Here is a 24,487-nt window from a genome sequence, read left to right on the forward strand (position 1 = left end):
ACAACGAAAGGTCTGTTTATAAATGGAAATTGCTAATCGTATTAAAGAATTACCGCCGTATCTCTTTGTGACTATTAGTAAAAAGATAGCTGAAAAGAGGGCCAAAGGCGAGGAAATAATCAGTTTTGGCATCGGTGACCCTGATTTACCCACTCCTCAGAGGATAATTGATAAAATTTGTCAGGAATCAAGTGTTACGGCCAATCATAGATATCCTGAATCAGAAGGCTTACCCGAACTCAGACAGGCTATTGCTCAATGGTATCAGAAACGCTTTGGTGTCATGCTGGATCCTGAAACGGAAGTATTGCCTTTGGTTGGGTCCAAGGAAGGTATTGGTCATATAGCCTGGTGCATGTTAAATCCTGGAGATATCGCTTTGGTGCCGGATCCAGCTTATCCAGTTTATGCCATAAGCACATTGCTGGCCGATGCGGAACCGTACTATCTGAAATTGACCGCCGACAACAACTATTTACCAGATTTACCTAGTATTCCTGATAATGTACGGGCTAAGGCAAAAATGCTGTGGTTAAATTACCCCAATAATCCGACAGGTGCTATAGCAGACATAAAGTATTTTGATTCGGTTGTCCAATTTGCCGACGCAAACGACATTGCCGTGTGTCATGATGCCCCGTATACGGAAATTGCCTTCGAGGGCTATCGTCCCCCCAGTTTTCTTCAGGCATCGGGTGCTAAGAATATCGGCATAGAATTTCACTCGTTATCAAAGAGTTATAACATGTCCGGTTGGCGTATCGGGATGGCAGTTGGAAATGCGACTATGATTGATGCACTAAAACGCTTCAAGTCCAATATTGATTCAGGAATACCTCAAGCCATACAAATGGCTGCCATTGAGGCTTTAACCGGGTCTCAGGAGGATATCGCGAGAAATACAGCGGTTTATCAGCGCCGTCGTGACTTAATTGTGGAAACTTTATCTGATATGGGGCTGGAAGTAGAGAGCCCTAAAGCGAGTCTGTATATCTGGGCTCGTGTACCCACAGGATATACATCGGCCTCTTTTGCTACGGAGCTTCTGGACCAGGTTGGCGTCGTGGTTACTCCGGGCAACGGTTACGGTAGCCATGGTGAAGGTTATGTCAGACTGTCGCTGACAGTACCGGACGCGAGTCTATTAAAGGGGTTGTCTAAACTCGCCGCATGGAAAGGGATGGTTGGGCGAAGTAAAACCCGGTAGACTTGTTGAAAACAAATATATAGAGATTATGTAAACAGATAAACGGGTCTTTTGCGAGATATCTAACATAACATATATAGTGCGAACCTATATTGCAACATTGAATTAACAATTCCTTTTTTATTCATCAGATGAAATGAGAGCGGCTATTGTTTCCATCAGGTCTGACAAACCCCAACGCTTTACGGTGGAAGTTAATACAGTATTATCTGGACGATTGGATACAATAGCAGAAAGTTCATTCAAAGCTTTTGCCTCGTCCCAATCCCCGGCTACGCCAGGTAACAGGTCAATTTTATTGTAAACGGTAATACGCGGTTTTTGGGATATTTTAAGGTCGGATAGCACCGATTCAACTGTTTGGCAATGTTCTGGGGCGTTGTGCGCGGCTATGTCTATAACATGAACAATAATGGAGGCCTCCTGAAGTTCCTCTAAAGTGGCATTAAAGGCATTAACTACTGCCGGAGGCAGTTTGTTGATGAAGCCCACAGTATCAGTTAAAAGAACCTGGCGATTTCCCGGCAATGAAATTCGTCGAGTTGTCGGATCTAAAGTGGCGAATATCTTATCCTGAACAATGACGTCTGCTTTGGTTAATGCTTTAAGCAGGCTGCTTTTGCCGCTATTGGTATAGCCGACCAGCGCAACGACAGGTATGCCCTGGCGACGGCGATTTGAACGGTATAGCTCCCTTTGGTTACTCACATCATCAAGTTTGTGTTTTAGCGTGACAATTTTTCGTTGGATAAGGCGCCGGTCTGTTTCCAATTGGGATTCACCGGGACCTCTGGTACCAATCCCAGCCCCCAGCCTTTCCAGATGACTCCATTGACCGGCTAGTCTGGGTAAAAGGTATTCATGCTGGGCAAGTTCAACTTGCAAACGGCCTTCCCTGGTTTCAGCGTGCTTTGCGAATATATCAAGGATTACGGCGACCCGGTCTATAACCTTGACCTGAAGGGTGGCTTCTAAAACTCGTTGTTGCAACGGAGACAATTCATCGTCAAAAATAACGGTTTCGTAATTAAGGCTTTGTTTTAATTCTACAAGTTCTTCCAGTTTTCCCTTGCCCAAATATGTTGTTTTTAAGGGCTTAGGTAACCGTTGGGTAAGTCTTCCTACCACCGTTCCACCGGCAGTTTTGACGAGGTTTTCCAATTCATCAAGTGAATCCTGGCTATCCCAACCGCTCGTAGTCCGGGTTGTTGCCAGATCCAGAGCAACGAGAACCCCTCGCTCAGACTGGTGCGATGTTGAATGAGAAGCTTTTTTTATTAACCGTTACCTCAGTAAATCCAATAAACTTAAACAATATATAAAAGAGAGTGAAAGTTATGGTAAATCCCTTAGCGTTTTCTTCTTCGTCTGCGCGGCGGCCGCGTAGCCTCTGGTTCTTTTAACGGGGAGACAATTATGTCAAGCGTGTTGTCATCGTCGGTGATATTAGGTAAATCTTTTTCGGGCTCTGCCGTCCTAACCGGTCTCCTGCTGGGTTGAACCGGCATCGGTTTGGCCTCTATTGCCTGACAAGCACAGGCAGCACGCTCCTGATTTAACTGACGATACACTTCGTACTCATGACCCAAGCAACACAATAGTCGACCACAAACTCCAGATATTTTTAATGGGTTTAAGGGTAAATTTTGTTCTTTGGCCATCTTAATAGATACCGGTTCAAATTCAGATAGATAGCTAGAACAACAGAATTCCCGACCACAACGACCGAACCCTCCGAGTAATTTCGCTTCATCCCGTGGGCCAATTTGCCGTAACTCAACCCGCACATGCAACTGCCGGCCTAACTCCCTGACCAACTCACGAAAATCAATTCGACCTTCGGCGCTGAAAAATATGGTTACATGAGACTCATCAAGATTATATTCGGCTCCGAGGCATTTCATGGGAAGATTCAACCGGCTTACCTGTTCCCGACACGCCTCTAAAGCCTGAGACTCAGACTGGCATATATGATGCTTGTGTGTCATATCTTCATCGGTGGCAAGCCTGATTACTGGTTTTAAAGGACTTTCCAGTTGAGTTTCACCTTCTTGGGCTCGCACGGCGATTACTTTACCTACCTCTAACCCCCTCACCGTTTCAACAACAGCTAAATCACCCTGTTTGAGGGTAAACTCTGCACAATCAAAAGTATAGGCTTTGCCGGCCTTTTTAAATCTAATATCAACAACGTCAGGCATAATGGTTAATTGGCCCTCCTGAAAGTGGTAATTCTAACATTAAGGACTCGAGTGTAAGTTTTGGATTCGCATTTAATCCCAAAAACTTGCTGGTCTTTACGATAGACTGGAGTAAATGGCAGACTTCGTCTGTTTCAAACTGTGCGGCCAGGTAATTGGCAGCGTTAAAGTGCGTCAGATTCACGACAGAGTCTGTTATGTTAAGTTTACAGAGCAAAATATCTCTGCAGAAACTGCCCCAACTCGCCAACATACTATACACGTCTTCTCGTTTTGCGGCCATTAACCCAGCTATTTGATTTGCGGAGTCAAATCTAATTTTGTAATCAGCCGGCAACAGTTTAACAAATGCATCCAGATCACTTTCTCGTTGCTGTAGTATGCTAATATCGTCAATAGCACTGACAGCCCATCCGGCTCGTCCTTGGCAAAGGCGTGACAGTAAATCTGCCTGTTCCGTAGGCGTGTCGTGATTCTGAATCAACAAATCCCTGATATCGTGTTCCTTTGCCAGCCCTATATTCAATATCTGACAACGAGAACGAACAGTTTCCGGTAGCCCAGCTAAATTAGTAGTAATTAGAATAAACACTAGGTGAGCGGCCGGTTCTTCCAAAGTTTTTAAAAATGCATTTGCGGCTGATATTGTCATCTTTTCGGCTTGTTCAATGATGAACACCCGATATTGACTTTCATAAGGCGGAAGCGATGCTGCGTGATTGATGTCTCTTATCTGTTCCACCGTAATACTTGTTTTTGCTTTTATGTCAGCGGTGTCAGTAGCAATTTCAGTTATTTGGATGTCGGGGTGAAGGTTCTCAATAATGCGGCGGCATGACTCGCATGTTCCACATGGTGGATTATTTTCTACACAATTCAATGCTTGAGCAAACTTAAGGGCCAGCGTATGTTTCCCGCTATGCTCCGGGCCGTTGAAAATATACGCTTGAAATATTTCTCCGTTCTCAATCGCTCGTGACAGGTATTTTATTGGATTATCAAGTCCGATAAGCCCCCAGGTGCTATTCATCAATTGATATCACATCGTAATAAGTCAGCCATTACTTCCCGGCGTCGGATCAATCTCGCCTGGCCTTTATGGACCATCACTACCGCAGGTTTGAGCGAACCGTTGTAGTTTGATGCCATAGGGAGGCAATAAGCCCCGCAAACGGGCACAACGATGACGTCCCCGGATTTGACCGCGGGCAATTCAATGTCAGTTGCTAGGATGTCTCCGGATTCGCAATAACGTCCCGCAACCGTATAAACCTTATCCGGGGTTTCATTCATCCGATTGGCCAGGTAAGGCTCATATGCGGCACCATACAAAGAAGGTCGGATATTATCAGCCATCCCGCCGTCAACGCAAACATAATTTCTTATCTCGGGTATTTCCTTGATAACGCCAACTGTATATAAAGCGACCGCAGCCCGGGCGATCAATCCCCTGCCCGGCTCAATGGTTAAACCTGGGGGTACAATTTTCAATCGACCGCACTCATTGTCAAAGTGGCCTAAAATAGCTTCGGCATAAACGCCGATATCCGGCGGTTTCTGGTCTGACAGGTATTGAACTGCGAAACCTCCGCCGGCATCAAGTTCTTGTGTTACGAAGCCATGCACCTTTTGCATTTCTGAAATGAACTCTAAGGTTGTCGTCATGGCATCAAGGAATGGCTGGATCTCAAATATCTGTGATCCAATATGATAGTGAAATCCCACTATCTCAACATTTTTCAAAGCCATCGCCTGGGGGACTGAGACCATCGCTTCATTAAGGCTAAAACCGAATTTAGAATCAATATTTCCAGTAGAAATCTTAGCATGGGTATGAGGGTCGATGCCTGGCCTTATCCGAAATAAAATTTTCGGTTTGGCCCCCCGGTCTTCAGCAAGGCGATTCAAGCGGAACATTTCCCCAGGATTATCAATGACAATCCGCCCGACCCCTTTTTCAAGAGCTAATTCAAGCTCGCTGTCAGATTTATTGTTCCCATGCAGGTATACTTTTTCCATAGGAAACTCGGCGGCAGATGCAATCTCAAGCTCACCACCAGACACGGTATCCAAGCCCAACCCTGCTTCAGCGATGATTTTGAGAATAGCAATATTCAGCAACGCCTTGCCGGCAAACACAATTCTTGTATGATGACCATTTCGGTGGAATTCGGTAGCAAACTCTCGGCAACGTCCCCTGATGTCTTCTTCCGAGAATACATATAATGGAGTGCCGTACTCTGCGGCCAGGGTAACGGTATCGTATCCGCTTATGGTCAAATGACCTTCATCAGAAATAGATGAGCTGATAGGAAATATTTTAGATGGTTGTTTCATAAGTTCATCATAGCAAGCAGACACGATGTAGTCAAAGTTACCTACGTTTCAAAATGGAAGGTGGTTACCTTTTGTCGCGTTAAACTTGCTATGCTAGAATTGCAACACTTTGAATAATTATAGTAATAAAGCCTGGCATATCGGTTTCAGCATGATTCCAGGTGTTGGTCGTGCACGGATAGCTTTATTGGAAAACTATTTTGGTAATTTATATGAAGCATGGCGCGCAAATATTGAAGAGTTTTCCAAAGTTGGATTAGACACAGCAACGGTTCAGTCTATCGCTTCCTGGCGACCTAAAATAGAGCCGGAACGTGAATTAGAGAAAGCCAACGAATCAGGGGTTGAAGTGCTGATACCTGCCGACAGTGGCTATCCTGAGCGACTCAAAGAAATTTATGAGCACCCGATAATACTTTATGTTAAAGGCACCTTGGAACCTTCCGATGCAATATCGATCGCAATTGTGGGAACACGCAAACCGACAATCTACGGCCGGCAGGTTACTGAAGAACTGACGGCAAATCTTGCTGGTTGCGGACTTACAATATGCAGTGGTCTGGCAAGAGGTGTTGATACACTGGCTCACCAGACGGCGTTGAAGAATAATGGCCGCACACTTGCCGTTTTAGGTAGTGGAATTAACGTAGTTTATCCCTCAGAAAACCGTGAATTGGCCAAGCGAATTGTGGAAAGCGGCGCTCTTATCAGTGAATATCCAATTAATTCCGGTCCGAAGGCCGAAAACTTTCCCAGGAGAAACCGCATTATTTCCGGTTTGACGCTTGGCACGTTGGTCACTGAAGCCGGCAATTCCAGTGGAGCCAGTATAACAGCTGAATTTGCACTGGAGCAGAATCGGGAAGTGTTCGCAGTCCCTGGAAGTATTTTATCGGCTCAAAGCCGAGGCACTAACAAATTAATACAGCAAGGCGCGAAGTTGGTCAGAGAGGCCGCCGACATACTGGGTGAACTTAATTTGCGGTCGGTTATCAGCCAGCTTGATTTTAAAGAGATAGTACCGGAGAATGAGGCTGAAACGCTTATTTTGAGTAACCTTTCGCCGGAAGCGAAACATATTGACGAAGTCTGCCGGGCTTCCGGAATGTCCATCTCTCTGGTTAGCAGTACTTTAGCCGTCATGGAACTCAAAGGATTAGTTCGGCAGTGTGGAGGCATGCATTATGCTCTGTTCGGAAAATAAAAGGAGTCAATAATTCAAACAGCTTATGGTTAAAAGTAAAAAACTTGTCATTGTTGAATCACCGGCCAAAGCCAGGACTTTAGGCAGATTCTTAGGTTCTGGCTATACGCTGAAAGCGTCACTGGGTCATATCCGGGATTTACCTAAAAGTAAAATCGGTGTTGACGTTGATAACGATTTCACCCCGCAATACATAAATATGCGGGTGAAATCCGCCGTTTTAAAGGAACTTAGGGAAGCGGCAAAGAACTCGACCTCAATAATCCTGGCGACTGACCCTGATCGTGAAGGAGAAGCCATTGCCTGGCATTTGGTTGAGGCTATTAAGGCCGTCAACACCCCCTACCGGCGGGTAGTCTTTCATGAAATAACCAAAGATGCCATTGAGCAGGCATTTAAGTCGCCGCGGGATCTCAATATGAATTTGATCAATGCTCAACAAGCGAGGCGAATTCTTGATCGTCTGGTTGGATACAACCTGTCTCCTTTACTGTGGCAGAAAGTCCGGCGGGGCCTTTCCGCTGGTCGTGTGCAATCGGTTGCCTTGCGTATAATTGTGGACCGCGAACGTGAAATAGATGCGTTTGTACCGGTTGAGTATTGGACGATTGAAGCTGAATTTACTAAAGAGGCCGTAAAAGCTGCTTCTAGTTTCAAAGCAATACTCATCGGTGCAGGTGAGAAGAAAAAAATTACCATTTCAGACCAACGCGCTGCGGGAGATCTCATCGCTGATTTAAAACCCGCGGTATTTGCAGTCGGAAAAGTTACTACGAAAACTGCACCGAGGGAACCAGCCGCGCCTTTTATCACCAGTACTCTGCAACAGGAAGCCTGGCGTAAACTGAGATTTTCAGCTAAACAGACCATGGCACTAGCTCAACAATTGTATGAAGGATTGCCACTGGGACCCGAGGACAGTACCGGTTTAATAACCTATATGCGTACTGACTCAACTCATGTAGCGCAATCTGCCATTTCGGAAACCAGAGACTACATTTTAGATAAATACGGACATGATTATCTCCCGCAGAAGACACGCCAATTTGCAGGTAAAGTGAAAGGAGCCCAGGAGGCTCATGAAGCCATACGCCCAACTAGTATCAAACGCGAACCGGGAAAGATAAAACAATATTTAGAGTCAAATCAATTTAAACTTTACCAACTAATCTGGCAAAGAATGGTAGCCAGTCAAATGGCATCTGCCAAATTTGAGAATATTACGATTGATATTGAAGCCGGCAAAACGCACTCCGGGACTAAGTATACTTTCAGGGCGCAGAGTTCAGACAGTGTGTTTCCAGGATTCATGGCGCTTTACACCGAAGGCAAAGATGAAGATGAAGAGCAGAAGGTGCCTAAACTGCCTAAACTCGTTGAAAAAGACCCGTTGAAACTTCTCCGTATTCTTGATGAACAGCATTTTACTCAGCCTCCTCCGCGTTACACCGAGGCGACGCTGGTAAAAATGCTGGAACAGCACGGCATTGGGAGACCAAGTACTTATGCACCTATTCTTTCAGTTGTACAGCAAAGAGATTATGTGGAAAAGCAAAGAGGTGTTTTTAAGCCGACTGAATTGGGAATATTGATCCGGGATATCCTGGTGCAACAGTTTCCTGAGGTAATTGACACCGGTTTTACCGCACAGATGGAAAATAAATTGGACAAAGTGGCTGAGGACGGCTACGACTGGGTAAATGTGGTCAGGGATTTTTACATCCCCTTTGCAAAAGACCTCTTGGCTGCCAGGGAACAATTAGAAAAAGTTCCTCCGCCGATAGAGACTTCTGAAGAAGAGTGTCCTCAATGTAAACAGGACAAACTTTTAATAAAAGTAGGTCGCTACGGTAAATACATGGAGTGTCCTTCATGTCAATTCAGACAGTCATTCCGGATTCATACCGGCGTCCTTTGTCCGGGTTGTCCAGAACAAGCTGAAATTATCGGGCGATATACAAAAAAAGGCAAGATATTTTACGGTTGCGCCGCATTTCCGAAACATAAATTTGCCATGAATGCAAAGCCCTTGCCAACACCATGCCCCCAGTGCGGTGGTTTATTGGCCGAGTATCGCGATGATCAGGTTAAGTGTACGGATGCCAAATGCGGGTACAAAGCGAAAAAGAAAGATGACAACAACGCCGTTACCTGAAAATTATATAGATGAATATGTTTCCCACCTGCAGACAGAGTTAAACCTTTCTCCCAGGACAGTTAGAAATTATCTGAACGATATTATCGGTAACTATGAGCATGGAAAGCCCAAAGGCTTTTTTCAGTATCTATCATCTATCAGCGTGGATTTCCCAACCGGTGTAGATAAATATGTTATTCGGGGTTATATCGCCTGGCTCCTGGAACAAGGAGTGGCTAAAAACTCCGTTGGGCGGAAACTATCGGCCATCAGATCGCTGTACCGGTTTTTGTTGAGGGAAGAAATGATCAGTGAAAGCCCGATGCCGGTAGCCCGAAAACACGGTGGCAGATTATCGGCATTTTCCATCAAGCTTGATAAAAGGCTGCCTTCTTTTCTTACAGAAGATGAAATGCAGCGGTTGCTGGAAGCTCCCGACCCTGCTACGCCTTTAGGACTTCGCGATCGGGCAATTATGGAGCTTATCTACGCCGCAGGATTACGCGTCAGTGAACTTGTCAGCCTTCAGGATAATCAGATAGACCTTTACAGCCGGGAGCTCAGAGTTACCGGCAAGGGAAATAAAGAGCGCCTGGTACTGATTGGCAAACCGGCGGTGGATGCGATTAACCGGTATATCAAATCCGGACGGCCCCTGCTGATGAAAGACAAGAAAACTGATACGGCTTTATTCGTGAATTACCATGGCACCCGACTCACAGCCAGATGGATTCAAAAGCAGATGCTGAAGTATGCCAAATCAGCAGGTATCCGGCAGGAAGTTCACCCACATTTATTGCGGCATAGTTTCGCGACCCATATGCTTGATGGGGGGGCTGACTTGAGAGTCGTCCAGGAATTGCTCGGGCACGCCAGTTTATCCACCACACAAATATATACGCATGTATCCCGGAGCCACGCACGTAAAGTTTATCTGGCATCACATCCTCTGGCGAAAGAAGAAAAAACTTGAGGTCACATATGACAGAAAGACTCACCAGGCTCCGCCAGGAGTTTTCAGCGTTAGGCGTTGACGGCATGCTGATTGCGCAACCGGATAATCGGTATTATCTTTCCGGCTTTGACGGGTCGTCTGGTTATCTGTTGATAACCAGCAACCGGATGGTATTCGCGGTGGATTTCCGCTACGTGGAACAAGCAAAATTGCAGGCTCCGGGATTTGAGATTTTCCAAATACAGGGGAAGTTGAAAAATTGGCTGCCGGAATTATTACATGGGGCGAGTATCAGTAAGTTAGGCCTGGAGGCTAATTTCCTGAGCATGGCCGATTATCGGAATATCAGTGGGGTTTTGTCCGATTTGCAGCCGGCTGTTGAGGCCATTCACACCAGCGATGCCATAGAGATGTTACGCATGATCAAGGATGCCAAAGAAATCAGTCTGGTAACCGCGGCTGTCAAAGCGACCGAACGGGCGATGTTATTTGCATCGGAGGAGGTCATCAAACCGGGAATCAGCGAAAAAGAAGCCGCCTGGCAAATAGAGAAATATATTCGCCACGCCGGAGGCGAACTCGCATTTCCGATTATCGTTGCCGGTGGCGCAGCATCAGCCATGCCGCATGCTCAGCCCAGTGAACGTCCGATTCAAAAGAACGAGCCCATCGTGGTGGATTTAGGTGTCAGGCTTAATAAATATTGCGGGGACCTGACCCGGACTTTCTGGCTGGGTGAAAAAAGCCCGCGTTTTGAAGAGTTGTACCGCCTGGTGCTGGAGGCTCAGACCCAGGCTATCGCCAATATTTCCAGTGGTCACAGTGGTGTTGAAGCCGATGCCTTTGCCCGGGATATTATAGACAAGGCCGGTTACGGTCAGGAATTCGGGCATGGTTTGGGACATGGAATTGGCCTGGCTGTGCATGAGCTTCCCCGAGTCAGTACTGCCGGTGAGTCCCGGCTGACGGACGGGATGATTTTTACTGTTGAGCCTGGTCTGTATATTCCCGGCTGGGGCGGGATTCGGATTGAAGATGATGTGCTTCTTGAATATGGTAAAATCAAGCAACTGTCCACGTTGGCGAAATAGAAAGGCTGCGATTTGATCAAGGTTGACCTGCATATTCATACGTTTTACTCACCGGACGCCAATACTACTTTTGAAGAATTGACCGACCGATGCCGGGTGCTTGGCTTGGGCGCGATCGCTATTGCTGATCACGGCACCGTTGAGGGTGCGCTGGACTATATTAAAACCGGCCCGCCGGTGAAGGTTATCGTGGCCGAGGAGATACTGACCCCGCATGGTGAAATTATGGGTATGTTTCTGAAAGAAACCATACCTTCAGGTTTCTCCGTAGATGAAACGATCAAAGCCATCAGAGAACAGGACGGACTGGTATGTATTCCGCATCCCTTTGACCCGGTGCGCAGTTCAGCGCTTGACAGCCGTGTCCTGGAGCAATTGGCGGAAGCGCATAAAGTGGATATTCTGGAAACGGTTAACGCCCGTTATGTATTTAACTCCAGCATTCGGCAAGCCCGAAAATTTGCCGAAAGTCAGCGGCTGTTGCCGGGAGCCGGCAGCGACGCGCACAGTGCGGAGGAAATCGGCAGCGTTTATCTGGAGATGGCTGATTTTAATAATAAAGCCCAATTTCTGGAAGCCTTAAGGAAAGCCCGGATTTACGGACGCAACCGCAGTCCCTTTGTCCATGTCAGCAGTATCGCGCGGAAAATTAAAAAGAACATCACGGGGCGTTAGATGTACTCAATCGGTTGGTTCTCTACGGCCAAAGGGCCCGGTTCCCGCAATCTCTTAACGGCGGTGCAAAAAAGCATTGAGTCCGGTGAAGTTAAAGCCAGAATCAGCTTTGCGTTTGTCAGCCGGGAACCCGGAGAGTCAACGGAAACAGATAAGTTTATTGAGCTGGCTGGTTCTTACCAAATTCCCGTGGTGTGCTACTCCTATAAACGTTATCGGCGGGCCCACCAGAAAGCATCTGAGGATGAAACCGGTTTTCCCGAGTGGCGCCTGGGTTATGACCGGGAAGTGATGCGGCTGTTAGCTGATTTCCCCAAACCTGATCTTAACATGCTGGCCGGATATATGCTGATAGTCGGCCCGGAAATGTGTACCCGGTACAATATGGTTAACCTGCATCCGGCGGCTCCTGACGGTCCCTCCGGCACCTGGCAGGAAGTAATCTGGCACCTGATCAACGCCGGAGCCAGTTCTTCAGGTGTAATGACGCATCTGGTGACTCCGGAACTGGATCAGGGACCGGTGGTCAGTTACTGTCGCTTTCCGATTCGTCATGCCTATCAGTTTGACCAGTACTGGCGTGACAACGAGGGTTTGTGCAGCGACGACATCAAAGCCGGCGAAGGCGAACATAACCGGTTATTCCGGGAAATCAGGCGGCATGGCGCCGTTCGGGAATTGCCGCTCATCGTCAGCACCGTAAAGGCTTTCAGTGACGGCATCCTGAATATTAGCGACGGTCAGATATACGATACCCAGGGGGTGCTGACCACCGGATATGACCTGAGCGAACAAATTGACCGGCTGGTGAAAGCTGAACTTGATGGAGCCGCTTGAAGTAATCGGCCTGGGCGGTTTTCGGCAGGATGAGATCTATGGGCTTGACGATGATTATGCCGGCGCGGAGCGCCCTGCCCGACTGATTGCCACTGCTTCCGGCGGTCCGGCAATTAATACCATATTCAGCCTCGCACGGCTGGGTTTGAAATGCGGCGTCAGCGGCGCTGTAGGGGCAGATACAGCCGGTGGCCTGATGTTGGATGATATCCGGCGGGCCGGCATAGATACCTCCCTGGTGGCTGTTCGCGACGGGTCTGCTACCGACAAAGCCATTATCGTGTACGATCAGAATACCGCAAGTACTGCTTACCATTGTTACGACGCCGGCAATACCTGGGTTCCCGATGAAAGGCTCGCCTCTTTTTTGGCCCAGGCCTCGGTGGTTCATATTGCCGGTTTAGCCTCCGCGTCACAGTTGACCGCCCTGGGTGAGGTTATTGCCCGTGTCGCCCCCGAAGTCCGCCTCAGTCTGATGATCTCGGAACGCGAAGCCGCCTGGGGCATCAAGGCTTACGCGCCTCTGATTGGCCGCTCAGCGGTGGTATTTGCCGGCAAAACAGCCATTGAACGGCTGACCGGCAAGAATTTTAAAAGCGCCATGAGGATTTGCCGTAATCTGGGAGCCCAGGCGGTGGCGGTGTTTTTAAGCTGCGGTGAAGAAACCCGGAAGATTCGGAAAAAAGGCAAAGCCGCCTGTGTTTCCACGTTTATCTGCAATCATGAGTACGAATGCATGATAGAGTCAGCAATTCGTAAATGGCCGAATATCGTTGAGATAACCGGTGCCCAGGATGCCTTTGCCGCGGGGTTTATCTTTGGGATGGTCAAAAACAAAGGCATTGATGAGTGCGGCTTTATCGGGGATATCGTGGCTCAATTCTGTCTCAAAACTCCGGGGGCCAGGGATTCTCTCCCTGACCCCCGTGAACTTACGGAGCGTTTCTTCCAGATACACCGAGAAGAGTTGATTATTTAGCCGGCTTGTCTTCCGGTTTCTTGAGAATATCATCTATCAGACCGTATTCCTGGGCCTGAATGGGGTTCAGGTAGTAATCCCGGTCGGTATCGTGGATGATTTTATCCAGTGTCTGTCCGGTTCTGGCGGCCAGAATATCCCGGATGATGTCCTGAAGACGGGTGATTTCCTTGGCCTGAATCACAATATCAGACGCCTGACCCCGGGCGCCGCCGAGGGCCTGATGCATATGGATGGTGGAATTAGGCAGGGCAAAGCGTTTGCCCTTGGCCCCGGCGCAAAGCAGGACAGTTGCCATGCTGGCGGCCATGCCGACACAGATCGTGGACACCGCCGGACGAATCAGCTGCATGGTATCGTAGATCGCCAGACCGGCCGAGATCACGCCGCCGGGTGAATGGATGTACAGGTGAATATCCTTGTCCGGGTCTTCCCGGTCAAGAAACAGCAATTGGGCAATGATGGTATTGGCGACCTGATCATTGATTTCGCTGCCCAGGAATATAATTCTCTCTCTGAGCAGCAGGGAATAAATATCAAAAGACCGTTCCCCGCGGGAACTGCTTTCAATTACCATCGGGATTATGTTGGATGGATTCATAGTCATTATTCGGTTGCCTCCTCTTTTTCCTCTACCGCTTTTTCGGTTTTCTTAACGGTTTTTTTGGCCGGAGCTTTTTTAGCCGCGGCTTTGACCGGTTTTTTGACGTCACCGGCTTCAGGCGTTTCGCCGGCGTCCTGCCCGGCCAGTTCTTTCAAACGGGCCATGGTCTTGCGGGACAAAATAATTTGATTAATCTCATCACGGGCTTCCGGCCCTTCAAATCCCGGACGCTGGGCTTCGCGCTGATCCTCAGGGATGCCGGACAGCATCACTTCAATCTCGGCGTTTATCTCTTCTTCGGTAACTTCAATGGCTTCAGCCGTGGCGAGTTGTCCCAAAATCAAAGAGCGGCGGACCCGTTCCTCAGCCTGGGGGCGCAGCTGCCGGGCAAGGTCTTCCGGATTAACCCGGGCAAGTAATTCCCGGTATTCTTCCTCGGAACCCACCTGTTGCTGCCAGCGATCCAGCTGCTGATTCACCAGACGTTCATATTCCATGTCCACCAGATTGGACGGGAACTCAGCCGTGCTGACCTTAACCAGTTCGTCAACCAGCTTTGACTCAAATTTGCCTTCGGCACTGTTTTCAAGCTGTTTGCGATAGTTGTCGGTCATCCGTTCTTTGAGTTCGGCAAAGGTTTGAATTTCAGCTACGTCGATTGATTTAGCGAATTCATCATCCTCCGGCGGCATATTCTCTTCCTTGACTTCATGCACTTTAATCTTAAATTCAGGTTCCTTGCCGGCCAGTTCCGGTTTGGCGAAGTCATCGGGGTACCTGAGCTTGAATTCTTTTTCATCACCGGCTTTAAGCCCGATAAGCGCTTCGGAAAAACCCGGGGCCGGATAACCTGACTCCAGATTGATACCGATTTGGACGCCTTTTTGGTTAACAAAAGGGGTTCCGTCAATATTGCTTTCCATATCCATGACGGCCAGGTCCCCGTCTTTTACCGGCCGCTCAACAGGTTCCCAGGTGGCTTTTTCGTGGCGTATCTGCCGGATCATATTGGTAATGATTTCTACCGACACCTCCACCGGTTCAGGAGATAACCGGATGCTTTTATAATCACCAAGCTCAACCTTGGGCGGCAGCGGCACTTTGGCCTTAAAAATAACCGGGTCGTTCTGCAGAATCTCAACTCCGGGTGTGCCGAAGCTTTTTAGATCCTGTTCTTTAATGGCGGCTGAACAGGCTTTGGGTAAGACCTCATCCAGAGACTCTTCAATAAGCCGGTCCTTGCCAATATAACGCTCCAGAATCGGCCGGGGCGTTTTACCTTTGCGGAAACCCGGGACTTCGGTCTTTTTCACCAGCCTCTGATAGGCGTTTTCCATGGCTTCCTGCATGTCCGCGGTGTCCAGCTCAATGGTGAGCAATGCCTGGCAACCTTCAATCGTTGTTTCGGTGACTTTCATCAATACCTCTAAATATTATTACTATATTATTATAAGCTAATCTGGTACGTTTAACGAAATATGAACCTGGTCAATTTGAGCCTGACTGACCTCAGACGGCGAGCCGAACATCGGGTCAATCCCCGCCTGGTTCTTGGGGAAGGCAATTACTTCCCGGATAGTCGGCTCCCCGGCTAAAATGGCAACGACCCGGTCAATTCCCGGCGCCACACCGCCGTGAGGGGGCGCGCCGTATTCAAAGGCATCCAACAACTGCCCGAATAGTTCCTGATAGCGCTCTTCGGAGTGCCCCAGCAACTTAAACACCTTTCGCTGCAGGTCCGGCTGGTGGATACGGATGCTGCCGCCGGCGATTTCGTAACCGTTCAAAACCAAATCATAATGGCGTCCGTGGACTTTGCCGGGGTCGGTATCAAGCAGGGCTAATTCAGTCTCCCGGGGGGCGGTGAACGGATGATGCGTCGGCTGCCACCGTCCGGCCTCCTCGCTCCAGGTAAAGAGGGGGAAATCCACCACAAAAGCGAAGGCCAACTCATTCGGGTCAGCCAGTTCAAGGCGACAACCAAGGTCAGACCGGAGTCCGCCGAGTACAATGTTTGTCCGTTCATGCTCGCCGGCCACAATCAGCAGCAGGTCCCCGGCTTTAGCCCCGGCCCGCTGTGCCATTTCCCGGATTTGTTCTATGGTTAAATATTTGGCGGCGACTGATCTCACCTGTTCAATATCAAGGGTGTCCAGCTCACCGGCCTCTGAACCGAGGGCGATGGGAACCAAACCGGCTGCACCGAGTTGTTTAGCAGTATTGATCAGATCTTCAATTTGTTTCTTGTTGTAACCGCCGCAACCGGGGGCAGCAATTGCTTTGACCACCCCCCCTTTAGCTACGGTGCCGGAAAAGACACTAAAAGCAGAATCACGGACGATATCGGACAGGTCGGCCAGTTCCATGCCGAAGCGCAAATCCGGTTTGTCGCTGCCGTAGCGCTCCATGATGTCTCCAAAACTCAGGCGTGGAAACGGCTTGCGAATCTTTTTATGGGGCACGACGATCTCTGCGAGACTGGTGAACAGCCCTTCCAGCAATTCCATCATGTCTTCTTCATCAACGAAGCTCATTTCAAGGTCAAGCTGGGTGAATTCGGGTTGTCTGTCAGCCCGCAGGTCCTCATCCCGGAAACAACGGGCGATCTGATAGTATTTTTCCACCCCGGCCACCATCAACAACTGCTTAAGCTGTTGCGGCGATTGGGCGAGCGAGTAAAATTTCCCCGGATAGACCCGGCTGGGCACCAGATAATCGCGGGCGCCTTCCGGAGTGCTTTTCAGCAGAATCGGCGTTTCAATCTCCAGGAAACCCCGGTCATCCAGATAACGGCGCATAAAGCTGACGACCTGATGACGCAGTTTCAGATTGGCGGCCATGCGCGCGCGCCGGAGATCCAGATAACGGTACTTCAGGCGCAGGGCTTCATCAACTTCAACTTCTTCATTAATATAGAACGGCGGGGTTTTTGATTCGTTGAGGATTTCAACACTGTCAGCCACCACTTCCACCATGCCGGTTGCCATTTTTGAGTTTTCCGTGCCGGCCGGACGACGGGTGACGGTACCGCTCAGCTTGATGACGAATTCATTACGCAGGGCTTCAGCCAGATGATGGGCTTCCTTGGTATTTTCCGGGTTAAAGACCACCTGCACAATACCGGAGCGGTCGCGCAAATCTATGAAAATCAGATTACCGTGGTCGCGACGGCGGTGAACCCAGCCGGCCAGTGTCACCCGCTGGTTAATGTCGGCTTCGGTAAGTTCTCCGCATTGATGGTCTTTTAACAAGTTACTTCCTCAGATTTGCTAATACAAAGAGTGATTATATCCGAAGGACTATTTGAGTTCAACCATATTTGGGCCCCTTCCCTATTAAGCAGCCGTGATAAGTCACCCGCCGGCGCCACGGGTTTTGCATGCTTTACGACTTTGGCTGGAGTCTCTGACGCCCGACTGTTCATGGTGCTGCCTGAGAAGGTAATTGAATTTCATAATTCGGGCCAATTTTCGGGTAACGAACAATTTGCCAGCTTTGGCAAAAAAGGGGTTTAATCGTAAAAGGCTTTTTCGTAAAATTTTAACATCAATTGAAACAAATACCGGCTTTCCTGGCTGATAAGGCAGAAGAAGACAAACAATGCTGGAAGTACTTACAACATTAATAAACGTGCTGATATAATAGCACACTAGTATGTATAAGTCAATAGGCAGATGTCTCATTCAGGATATTTAGCGTTTGGTATCCGGATGACTGCCGAAATGATGACTTCGGCAATAAATTTGCGATTTGACCCGATGGATATTGTAAGTGATAATAGCCTCAGTCAACTCGTAAGAGGTATATTGTGGATAAAGAAAAGTTACTGGAGATAATCGGGCTTAAAGTAGAGGTCGGCGGTAAGGAAATTCTGCACGGCATTGACCTGACGATTAACGCCGGAGAAACACACGTCATATACGGTCCTAACGGCAGCGGCAAAACCACCCTGCTGATGACGATCATGGGTTTTCCCCGCTATAAAATTACCGCCGGTAAAATCATGTTTGAGGGTCAGGATGTGACCTATGCCTCATTAGATGAGCGGGCCAGGGTGGGCATCGGGCTTTCATTTCAACGACCGCCGATCGTGCGCGGTGTAAAAACCCGAGACATGGTTAACGCCTGCTTTAATGGACGGGAGGAAGCGGCAACGTTGACGGCACTGGCTGAAAAAGCCAATATGACCGGTTTTCTGGATCGTGACATTAACCACGGCTTTTCCGGCGGCGAAACCAAACGCTCCGAATTATTGCAATTACTGGCCCAGAGCCCGGACCTGGTACTGCTGGATGAACCCGAATCAGGCGTTGATTTGGAAAACATTGCCCTCATCGGCGAATTGATTAATGATTTACTGGGAAAAACCCACCCGATGCGCAGCCGCACCCGCAGCGGCCTGATTATTTCGCATACCGGTCATATTCTCAATTACGTTAATGCCCGGACAGGTTATGTCATGTTTGAGGGGCGCATCATTTGCGAGGGTGATCCTCACGAAATTCTGGAAACGGTGAAGATAAAAGGCTACGGAGAGTGTGCTTCATGTCAGACGTGCAAAAGATGAATAACCAGGCGAACCTGGAACGCGCCCGACTGGCGGCCGACAAAAAAGCCGGCGCCGGTCAGGATATAGATTTAACGCAATATCAGGTGACGGACAAAAAGGCCAAAGAATACCTTGACCGTCCGGAAACCATCGCTGAAGTAGATAAAGCGCGGATGCTGGAATCCGGGATCATGATAGACGACCGGTCCGGGCGATCCGGGACGTTCGTCCAGATGGATAATACCCCCGTTCACTTTGGAGCCGGCCAGGACGGCATTGAGGTCATGAGCGTCAGCCAGGCCTGGGAAACTTACGATTGGCTCAAGGACTACTGGTGGAAAGCCGTTGCCGTTGATGCCGACAAATACACCGCCCATGTGGAGCTTAACGGCGCCGACGGCTATTTTATCCGCGCCTTGCCGGGAGTAAAAACCGAATATCCGGTGCAGGCGTGTCTGTATTTACAACATAATAAATCGGTCCAGGATGTTCACAATATCATCATCGCCGAAGAAGGCTCTGAATTGCATATTATCACCGGCTGCGCGGTGGCTCATCGTCAGGAAATGGGGCTTCACCTGGGTGTTTCGGAGTTTTTCATCAAAAAAGGCGCCAAGGTCACCTTCAGCATGATCCACAACTGGACTGAAGCCACCGAGGTCAGGCCGCGTACCGGCGCTATTATTGAAGAAGACGGCCTGTTTTTATCCAACTATGTAATTATGAAACCGGTTAAATCAATCCAGTCTTCACCGATCGCCCACTGTATCGGTAAGAATGCCACCGTACGTTTCAACACCGTTATGGTGGCCACGCCCGGTTCTCACATGGACCTGGGTTCACGGGCATTTCTGGACGCTCCCGGGGCCCGGACCGAGATGATTGCCCGTGCGATCACCGCCGGCGGCGAAATCATCTCCCGCGGCTATATGGAAGGAAATGCGCCGGATATCAAGGGACACCTGGAGTGCCGTGGGTTGATACTCAAGGACGGCGGCAGCATCCATGCCATCCCGGAACTAAAAGCCACCGTGCCGAATGTGGATATGTCTCACGAAGCGGCGGTCGGTAAAATCGCCGAGGAAGAAGTTGAGTACCTGATGGCGCGCGGTTTAACCCGCGATGAGGCCACCGCGGCGATTATCCGGGGCTTTTTGAAAGTGGATATTGAAGGGCTGCCGGAGGCATTAAACGCGGAACTGCAAAAAGCGATTCAGGCTTCAGAAAGCGAAGCCTTGTAAGCCGGCAACATAATACTATGCCAATTAAAAAGACCGATGAGAAATCATCGGTCTTTTTGTGCCAGGGAACCGAACCGGTTCCCGAATTTAGCCTCAAGACGATACGCTGGGGGCACACCCCATGGCACCATAACCACCGCTACTGCCACCGCAACTGAAGCTGGAAAGAACCTTTTCCACTTCAACGCCGCCGCACTTTGGGCAGGTCACCTCGGCGGCATCTGAGAAATGGCGCAGCAATTCAAATTTAGACTCACATTTTTTACAGGAATATTCGTATATCGGCATTAACCCTCCATAATATATTGCCATTATACAATATGAGGATGGCTAGTAAAGTGACTTCGGTCACGCACTTTTGATTAAAGTAACCGCCATGTCTATAATCAATTGATGAGTTTAGCGACTACCGCCTTAACCGGTCTGTTTTCTGAGACTGACCTGACACGGATCAATAGCCTGGCAGCGACAAATTTCCAGAATTTGGGCCAAAAATATCAAAAATTCATTGCCCAGGTCATCCGGGTATTACGCGAGAATTTCCCCTCGGCGACGGTTTATAACGACGCTGACCTGGCCCAACTGGCGGCAATTGCCGATGTCATCGGCCATGATTCCAGGGCGATGATGAAACGGTTGAAAACCGCCTGCACGGGTTGCGGTTGGTGCTGTTCCAAAACCAAGCGTATTGTAGTCACCGAGGCGGATGCCGACCGTATCAGCCGGAAACTCAAACAAAAGCGTGAAGCGCTGTTTGTCTTCAATAATGGTGAATGGGAAATTCGGCAAGCCCAACCCTGTCAATGGTGGAATCCGAGGAACGGCCGATGTACCATATATAATGAACGTCCCCACACCTGCCGGTCCTGGCCCCTGGGTATTAATGATAATGATATAAACGCCATCATTCCGCAAAGTGAATGTAATTACGCCGTGGTAGCCTTGGCTCATAAAACCGTCATGCTGCTTCAGGCGATTGAAGCAGGCCAGGGAGTCCAGCCCTTAGCACCTGCAGCGGGTATTTAGAATGTTCTTACCGACTACCCGTGCAGAAATGACCCAGCTCGGCTGGGAAGAGGCTGATGTCATTATCGTCACCGGAGACTCGTATATAGACAGCCCCTTCATCGGGGCTGCCGTTATCGGCAAAATATTGCACCAGGCTGGATACCGGGTCGGAATCATCGCCCAACCCGATATCACCTCCCCTGCTGATATTACCCGGCTGGGCGAACCCCGGCTTTTCTGGGGGGTTACCGGGGGCAGTGTAGATTCCATGGTGGCCAATTACACTTCGCTGAAGAAGAAACGAAGAAGCGATGACTATACCCCCGGAGGGCTAAACACCCGGCGCCCCGACCGGGCCGCTATTAAATATACGAATCTGATCCGGCAGTATTTCAAAGGCACCGCCCCTATCGTTTTAGGCGGCATGGAAGCCAGTTTGCGCCGGGTGGCCCATTATGACTATTGGGATGACCGGATCCGGGGCTCTGTCCTGATAGACGCCAAGGCAGATTATTTAATCTACGGCATGGGCGAAAAAGCGATAACCGAACTGGCCGGCGCCCTGGCAAGCAAGTCAGCCGTCAAGTCAATCCGGGGTCTGTGCCGGGTGGCTAATGAAGCGGAAATTAACGAACTCCGGGGTGAATATCTGGAGTTGCCGTCACTGGAACAGGTTGTCGCCAGCGGCGATTCATTCACCACAATGTTTAAACAGTTTTATGTAAACAACGACCCGATTACCGCCAAAGGTCTGTTTCAAAAACACGATACCCGCTATCTGGTACAGAACCCGCCGGCATTGCCGTTAAGCCAGGCCGAGCTTGATGATGTTTATGCAATGCCTTATGAACGCGCCCAGCATCCTTATTACCAGCGTCTGGGGAAAGCTAAAGCCCTGGAAACGATCAAATTTTCCATCCAGACTCACCGCGGCTGTTACGGCGAGTGTAATTTTTGCGCCATCGCAGTTCATGAAGGCCGAACCGTCCAATGGCGAAGCGAGGCTTCAATTCTGGCAGAGGCCAGGCGACTAACCGAATACACGGACTTTACCGGCTACATCCGGGACATCGGCGGACCGACGGCTAATATGTACGGGTTTGAATGCGCCCAAAAACTCAAACGAGGGGCCTGTGCCGATAAGAGATGCTTATCACCGGGAGTATGCCCCACACTTAAGGCCGACCATTCCAGACAAATCTCATTGCTTAACAAACTGCGCCGCATAGACGGGGTTAAAAAGGTGTTTGTGGCCTCAGGTATCCGCTATGACATGGTGTTGAGTGACAAACAACATGGCGAGCCCTATCTGAAAGAGGTGATCCGACACCACGTTTCAGGCCAGATGAAAGTGGCGCCGGAGCATAGCGAGCCCAGAATTCTAAAAGCGATGGGTAAACCGGGTATAGAATCGCTGCTGAAATTTAAAGCTGAGTTTGACCGCATCAGCGCCAACGCCGGTAAGAAACAGTTTCTAACGTATTATTTGATCGCCGCGCACCCGGGCTGCACGGCGGCGGACATGCGTAAGCTGAAACAGTTCATCAGCCGTAATCTGCGGATAAATCCCGAACAGGTACAGATATTCCTCCCGGCACCATCCACCTGGTCAAGCGTGATGTACCATACCGGGAAAGACCCTTTCACCGGTAAGCCAATATTTGTAGAAAAAGACCTTAAAAATAAAGAAGGTCAAAAAGAAATAGTCACAGGCAGAGACGCGCCACATCAGCCACCAAAAAGAGCCACCAAGACAACGGATCGCTCTTTCGTTCGGAAACATTGAAAAATAAAGCTAGAATCATATTTGTTCGCCGCTCTGTTTCTAATCCCCCAGTCTACTAAGTTCGTTACTGATTCTTAAAGGGCTGTAGTATAGTTTTGTCAGAGTAACCCAATAGCGAAAGTTGAATTATCCTACCTCTTTTGTCCCCGAAAACCATTCAAATTGTCTCATAAATGACAGGGCTGTAAAAATCCACGTCTGTCAAGTGATTCAGGTTTGTCAAGACTATTAAAATACGAAGTGGATCGGGATAGAAGACCAAACTCGGTTGGGTAATATCTGTCCTCGTCGAATATTTCAACTATAGACATTTATGAACGCCATTAAATAACGGAAAGCCATGTTCTTTGTTAAAAACTCGAATACTAGATCTAAGTCTTTTAATACCCGAAGGGAATGATTGAGCTTTACAACCAAGAGAGTGAATATAATCCTCTATTTGGTAAAACATAAAATCGTATGGTAAAAATGACCCTCGTCGAACATCATTTCGATAGTCGTTAACAAATGACTCAACCTCTTTTATCTCATTTTTCAAATAATCAATGGAGTTTCGGTATCCTTTTAAAGATTCATAAATGTCTTCTAAGGCTGCTTCAATTTTAAGTTGTTCGGGATGTTTACCTGTTCCCAAACAGATTTTACACGATAATTTCTTTCCTGTATTTGAGACTGTGAATCCAGCGCCTTCGCAAGCTGTACATTGGTATAACGGATTTGGGGCAGTCATATCACCTCCAACAACTGTTTTTGGATTTTCGCTATTTTTCGGCTCTGATATATATATAATTTGGCGCTTCAGCGAAATACTTAAAAAGGGCAGGGCAGAGCCAACCTTCATCTGTTTTCCCAAATTCCCGATACCAGTTGCCCCCGTTTTCTTCTCTAACCCATTCTAATTTTGCTTGATGTCCCGGAAAAAGATTTGCTGAAAAGAACATTTTGAAGCCTCTTTCAGCATCGGGGATGTCTTTAACCAACTCGTTTATCATCTTGGGTATACCTGATACAAAAGGTTCTTGCACCAAGCCGACTCTATCGTCATCGAAAACCCAAGTACCATAGTAGAGATAAGGATAGATAACCATAATTGAATTCAAAATAGAATTCCTTTCTCTATTTATTCTTTCTTAATAGATTTATACCACCTGCTATGGTTAACCCAAACCCCAAAATTGATAATCCTGCCCCGAATCCAATATTGGCGGTATTCCTAGTTGGTACTGATGTCCCATAGTATTTCAATTGTTGCGGTGTGTAATTGTTTGGATTATACGGGGTAGTTAAACCATAGAAAAACACACCAGTTCCCAATGCCCATATTATCAAACCTAGTATAAATATAATCCCAGCATTTTTTAACCCTTTCGTAGTGGCCCCAAGGGTCGGGCCTTTTTGTGCCGTCGAGGATGGAAGTGTTGAAACAGCAAGGAGATTTGAAGTGGTCTTCGTTTGTTGTTGTCCACATTTTGGACAATAAACAGTCTCGGTATCTAATTGACGACCACATTTAACGCAAAAAGTAACACTGTTTTTTATTGAATTCTCTTTGTTTTGCAAATCATTTGAACGATATCCACGAATGATACCTAAAATGAATGAAGGTAATACAATCAAAATTGGTATTCCAATTATCAATAATAAGAGAGCCTCTGCGTCAGACATACAATGATTCC

General features: G+C 48.4%; 23 protein-coding genes. 12 read left to right on the forward strand and 11 right to left on the reverse strand.

Going from position 1 to position 24,487, the window contains the following annotated elements; genetic code table 11:
* Positions 1–22 precede the first annotated feature (22 nt).
* Positions 23–1,207 (forward strand): pyridoxal phosphate-dependent aminotransferase, encoded by a 1,185-nt coding sequence (locus V8247_RS08250; protein WP_338737376.1) that lies wholly within the window; start codon positions 23–25, stop codon positions 1,205–1,207.
* 120 nt (positions 1,208–1,327) lie between these two features.
* Here the strand turns inward: V8247_RS08250 and hflX are convergent, their stop codons facing one another.
* The 4 genes from hflX to lysA form a co-directional block, all read right to left on the reverse strand.
* Positions 1,328–2,485 (reverse strand): GTPase HflX, encoded by a 1,158-nt coding sequence (hflX, locus tag V8247_RS08255; RefSeq protein ID WP_338739366.1) that lies wholly within the window; start codon positions 2,483–2,485, stop codon positions 1,328–1,330.
* Positions 2,486–2,556: 71 nt separating this feature from the next.
* Complete coding sequence (locus V8247_RS08260; RefSeq protein WP_338737377.1) at positions 2,557–3,408, reverse strand: regulatory iron-sulfur-containing complex subunit RicT; 852 nt, start codon at positions 3,406–3,408, stop codon at positions 2,557–2,559.
* Complete coding sequence (gene holB, locus V8247_RS08265) at positions 3,401–4,438, reverse strand: DNA polymerase III subunit delta' (RefSeq protein WP_338737378.1); 1,038 nt, start codon at positions 4,436–4,438, stop codon at positions 3,401–3,403. Before holB ends, V8247_RS08260 begins: the two co-directional genes overlap by 8 nt.
* Complete coding sequence (lysA, locus tag V8247_RS08270) at positions 4,438–5,745, reverse strand: diaminopimelate decarboxylase (RefSeq protein WP_338737379.1); 1,308 nt, start codon at positions 5,743–5,745, stop codon at positions 4,438–4,440. Before lysA ends, holB begins: the two co-directional genes overlap by 1 nt.
* Positions 5,746–5,854: 109 nt before the next feature.
* Here lysA and dprA point away from each other — a divergent pair, with 109 nt between their 5' ends.
* From dprA to V8247_RS08305, 7 genes are read left to right on the forward strand one after another with little or no spacing between them, the layout of a single operon-like run.
* Positions 5,855–6,949, forward strand: a complete 1,095-nt coding sequence (dprA, locus tag V8247_RS08275; RefSeq protein ID WP_338737380.1) for a DNA-processing protein DprA — start codon at positions 5,855–5,857, stop codon at positions 6,947–6,949.
* A 25-nt stretch (positions 6,950–6,974) separates the two neighbouring features.
* A complete protein-coding gene (topA, locus tag V8247_RS08280; protein WP_338737381.1) occupies positions 6,975–9,104 on the forward strand; it encodes a type I DNA topoisomerase in 2,130 nt (709 codons plus the stop codon).
* The gene (gene xerA / locus V8247_RS08285; RefSeq protein WP_338737382.1) at positions 9,082–10,059 is read left to right on the forward strand and encodes a site-specific tyrosine recombinase/integron integrase; all 978 of its coding nucleotides are present in this window, start codon (positions 9,082–9,084) and stop codon (positions 10,057–10,059) included. Before topA ends, xerA begins: the two co-directional genes overlap by 23 nt.
* 8 nt (positions 10,060–10,067) lie before the next feature.
* Positions 10,068–11,132 carry a Xaa-Pro peptidase family protein gene (locus V8247_RS08290; RefSeq protein WP_338737383.1) on the forward strand — a complete coding sequence of 355 codons (1,065 nt, stop codon included), beginning with the start codon at positions 10,068–10,070 and terminating at the stop codon, positions 11,130–11,132.
* A 12-nt stretch (positions 11,133–11,144) separates the two neighbouring features.
* Positions 11,145–11,807, forward strand: coding sequence for a PHP domain-containing protein (locus V8247_RS08295; RefSeq protein ID WP_338737384.1), 663 nt, complete (start codon positions 11,145–11,147; stop codon positions 11,805–11,807).
* Positions 11,808–12,644 (forward strand): formyltransferase family protein, encoded by an 837-nt coding sequence (locus V8247_RS08300; protein ID WP_338737385.1) that lies wholly within the window; start codon positions 11,808–11,810, stop codon positions 12,642–12,644.
* Positions 12,631–13,623 (forward strand): carbohydrate kinase family protein, encoded by a 993-nt coding sequence (locus tag V8247_RS08305; RefSeq protein ID WP_338737386.1) that lies wholly within the window; start codon positions 12,631–12,633, stop codon positions 13,621–13,623. The genes V8247_RS08300 and V8247_RS08305 overlap by 14 nt, the downstream gene beginning before the upstream one ends.
* On the opposite strand, the gene V8247_RS08310 is transcribed toward V8247_RS08305, so the two are convergent.
* Genes V8247_RS08310 through aspS form a run of 3 tightly spaced genes read right to left on the reverse strand, consistent with a single transcriptional unit; the run spans position 13,616 to position 17,478 of the window.
* Positions 13,616–14,230, reverse strand: coding sequence for an ATP-dependent Clp protease proteolytic subunit (locus V8247_RS08310; protein WP_338737387.1), 615 nt, complete (start codon positions 14,228–14,230; stop codon positions 13,616–13,618). The two genes, V8247_RS08305 and V8247_RS08310, sit on opposite strands and share 8 nt — an antisense overlap.
* Positions 14,230–15,645, reverse strand: coding sequence for a trigger factor (gene tig / locus V8247_RS08315; RefSeq protein ID WP_338737388.1), 1,416 nt, complete (start codon positions 15,643–15,645; stop codon positions 14,230–14,232). The genes V8247_RS08310 and tig overlap by 1 nt, the downstream gene beginning before the upstream one ends.
* 36 nt (positions 15,646–15,681) lie before the next feature.
* A complete protein-coding gene (aspS, locus tag V8247_RS08320; protein ID WP_338737389.1) occupies positions 15,682–17,478 on the reverse strand; it encodes an aspartate--tRNA ligase in 1,797 nt (598 codons plus the stop codon).
* Between the two features lie 557 nt (positions 17,479–18,035).
* On the opposite strand from aspS, the gene V8247_RS08325 reads away from it, so the two are divergent.
* The gene (locus V8247_RS08325) at positions 18,036–18,794 is read left to right on the forward strand and encodes an ABC transporter ATP-binding protein (protein ID WP_338737390.1); all 759 of its coding nucleotides are present in this window, start codon (positions 18,036–18,038) and stop codon (positions 18,792–18,794) included.
* Positions 18,773–20,017 (forward strand): SufD family Fe-S cluster assembly protein, encoded by a 1,245-nt coding sequence (locus tag V8247_RS08330; protein ID WP_338737391.1) that lies wholly within the window; start codon positions 18,773–18,775, stop codon positions 20,015–20,017. The genes V8247_RS08325 and V8247_RS08330 overlap by 22 nt, the downstream gene beginning before the upstream one ends.
* Before the next feature lie 93 nt (positions 20,018–20,110).
* On the opposite strand, the gene V8247_RS08335 is transcribed toward V8247_RS08330, so the two are convergent.
* The gene (locus V8247_RS08335) at positions 20,111–20,305 is read right to left on the reverse strand and encodes a zinc ribbon domain-containing protein (RefSeq protein WP_338737392.1); all 195 of its coding nucleotides are present in this window, start codon (positions 20,303–20,305) and stop codon (positions 20,111–20,113) included.
* 105 nt (positions 20,306–20,410) lie between these two features.
* Between V8247_RS08335 and V8247_RS08340 the strand changes: the two genes are divergently transcribed.
* Positions 20,411–21,043 (forward strand): YkgJ family cysteine cluster protein, encoded by a 633-nt coding sequence (locus V8247_RS08340; protein ID WP_338737393.1) that lies wholly within the window; start codon positions 20,411–20,413, stop codon positions 21,041–21,043.
* 1 nt (position 21,044) lies between these two features.
* Positions 21,045–22,811 carry a YgiQ family radical SAM protein gene (locus V8247_RS08345; RefSeq protein ID WP_338737394.1) on the forward strand — a complete coding sequence of 589 codons (1,767 nt, stop codon included), beginning with the start codon at positions 21,045–21,047 and terminating at the stop codon, positions 22,809–22,811.
* 301 nt (positions 22,812–23,112) lie between these two features.
* Here V8247_RS08345 and V8247_RS08350 read toward each other — a convergent pair whose 3' ends face one another.
* Genes V8247_RS08350 through V8247_RS08360 form a run of 3 tightly spaced genes read right to left on the reverse strand, consistent with a single transcriptional unit; the run spans position 23,113 to position 24,476 of the window.
* Positions 23,113–23,652, reverse strand: coding sequence for a hypothetical protein (locus tag V8247_RS08350; protein WP_338737395.1), 540 nt, complete (start codon positions 23,650–23,652; stop codon positions 23,113–23,115).
* Positions 23,573–23,914, reverse strand: coding sequence for a DUF6717 family protein (locus V8247_RS08355; protein WP_338739368.1), 342 nt, complete (start codon positions 23,912–23,914; stop codon positions 23,573–23,575). The genes V8247_RS08350 and V8247_RS08355 overlap by 80 nt, the downstream gene beginning before the upstream one ends.
* Before the next feature lie 13 nt (positions 23,915–23,927).
* On the reverse strand, positions 23,928–24,476 hold the full coding sequence (locus V8247_RS08360; protein ID WP_338737396.1) for a zinc ribbon domain-containing protein: 549 nt from the start codon (positions 24,474–24,476) through the stop codon (positions 23,928–23,930).
* Positions 24,477–24,487 lie beyond the last annotated feature (11 nt).

Origin of the sequence: Dehalogenimonas sp. W, from assembly GCF_037094495.1 — a bacterium.
In the GTDB taxonomy this organism is placed as follows: domain Bacteria; phylum Chloroflexota; class Dehalococcoidia; order Dehalococcoidales; family Dehalococcoidaceae; genus Dehalogenimonas; species Dehalogenimonas loeffleri.

Bases quoted from the DNA above. Each gene is read 5' to 3' on its own strand.
- V8247_RS08250 (WP_338737376.1), top strand. From the start codon at position 23: ATGGAAATTGCTAATCGTATTAAAGAATTACCGCCGTATCTCTTTGTG.
- V8247_RS08260 (WP_338737377.1), bottom strand. From the start codon at position 3,408: ATGCCTGACGTTGTTGATATTAGATTTAAAAAGGCCGGCAAAGCCTAT.
- holB (WP_338737378.1), bottom strand. From the start codon at position 4,438: ATGAATAGCACCTGGGGGCTTATCGGACTTGATAATCCAATAAAATAC.
- lysA (WP_338737379.1), bottom strand. From the start codon at position 5,745: ATGAAACAACCATCTAAAATATTTCCTATCAGCTCATCTATTTCTGAT.
- topA (WP_338737381.1), top strand. From the start codon at position 6,975: ATGGTTAAAAGTAAAAAACTTGTCATTGTTGAATCACCGGCCAAAGCC.
- xerA (WP_338737382.1), top strand. From the start codon at position 9,082: ATGACAACAACGCCGTTACCTGAAAATTATATAGATGAATATGTTTCC.
- V8247_RS08290 (WP_338737383.1), top strand. From the start codon at position 10,068: ATGACAGAAAGACTCACCAGGCTCCGCCAGGAGTTTTCAGCGTTAGGC.
- V8247_RS08300 (WP_338737385.1), top strand. From the start codon at position 11,808: ATGTACTCAATCGGTTGGTTCTCTACGGCCAAAGGGCCCGGTTCCCGC.
- V8247_RS08305 (WP_338737386.1), top strand. From the start codon at position 12,631: ATGGAGCCGCTTGAAGTAATCGGCCTGGGCGGTTTTCGGCAGGATGAG.
- V8247_RS08310 (WP_338737387.1), bottom strand. From the start codon at position 14,230: ATGACTATGAATCCATCCAACATAATCCCGATGGTAATTGAAAGCAGT.
- tig (WP_338737388.1), bottom strand. From the start codon at position 15,645: ATGAAAGTCACCGAAACAACGATTGAAGGTTGCCAGGCATTGCTCACC.
- V8247_RS08330 (WP_338737391.1), top strand. From the start codon at position 18,773: ATGTCAGACGTGCAAAAGATGAATAACCAGGCGAACCTGGAACGCGCC.
- V8247_RS08335 (WP_338737392.1), bottom strand. From the start codon at position 20,305: ATGCCGATATACGAATATTCCTGTAAAAAATGTGAGTCTAAATTTGAA.
- V8247_RS08340 (WP_338737393.1), top strand. From the start codon at position 20,411: ATGAGTTTAGCGACTACCGCCTTAACCGGTCTGTTTTCTGAGACTGAC.
- V8247_RS08345 (WP_338737394.1), top strand. From the start codon at position 21,045: ATGTTCTTACCGACTACCCGTGCAGAAATGACCCAGCTCGGCTGGGAA.
- V8247_RS08350 (WP_338737395.1), bottom strand. From the start codon at position 23,652: ATGAAGGTTGGCTCTGCCCTGCCCTTTTTAAGTATTTCGCTGAAGCGC.
- V8247_RS08360 (WP_338737396.1), bottom strand. From the start codon at position 24,476: ATGTCTGACGCAGAGGCTCTCTTATTATTGATAATTGGAATACCAATT.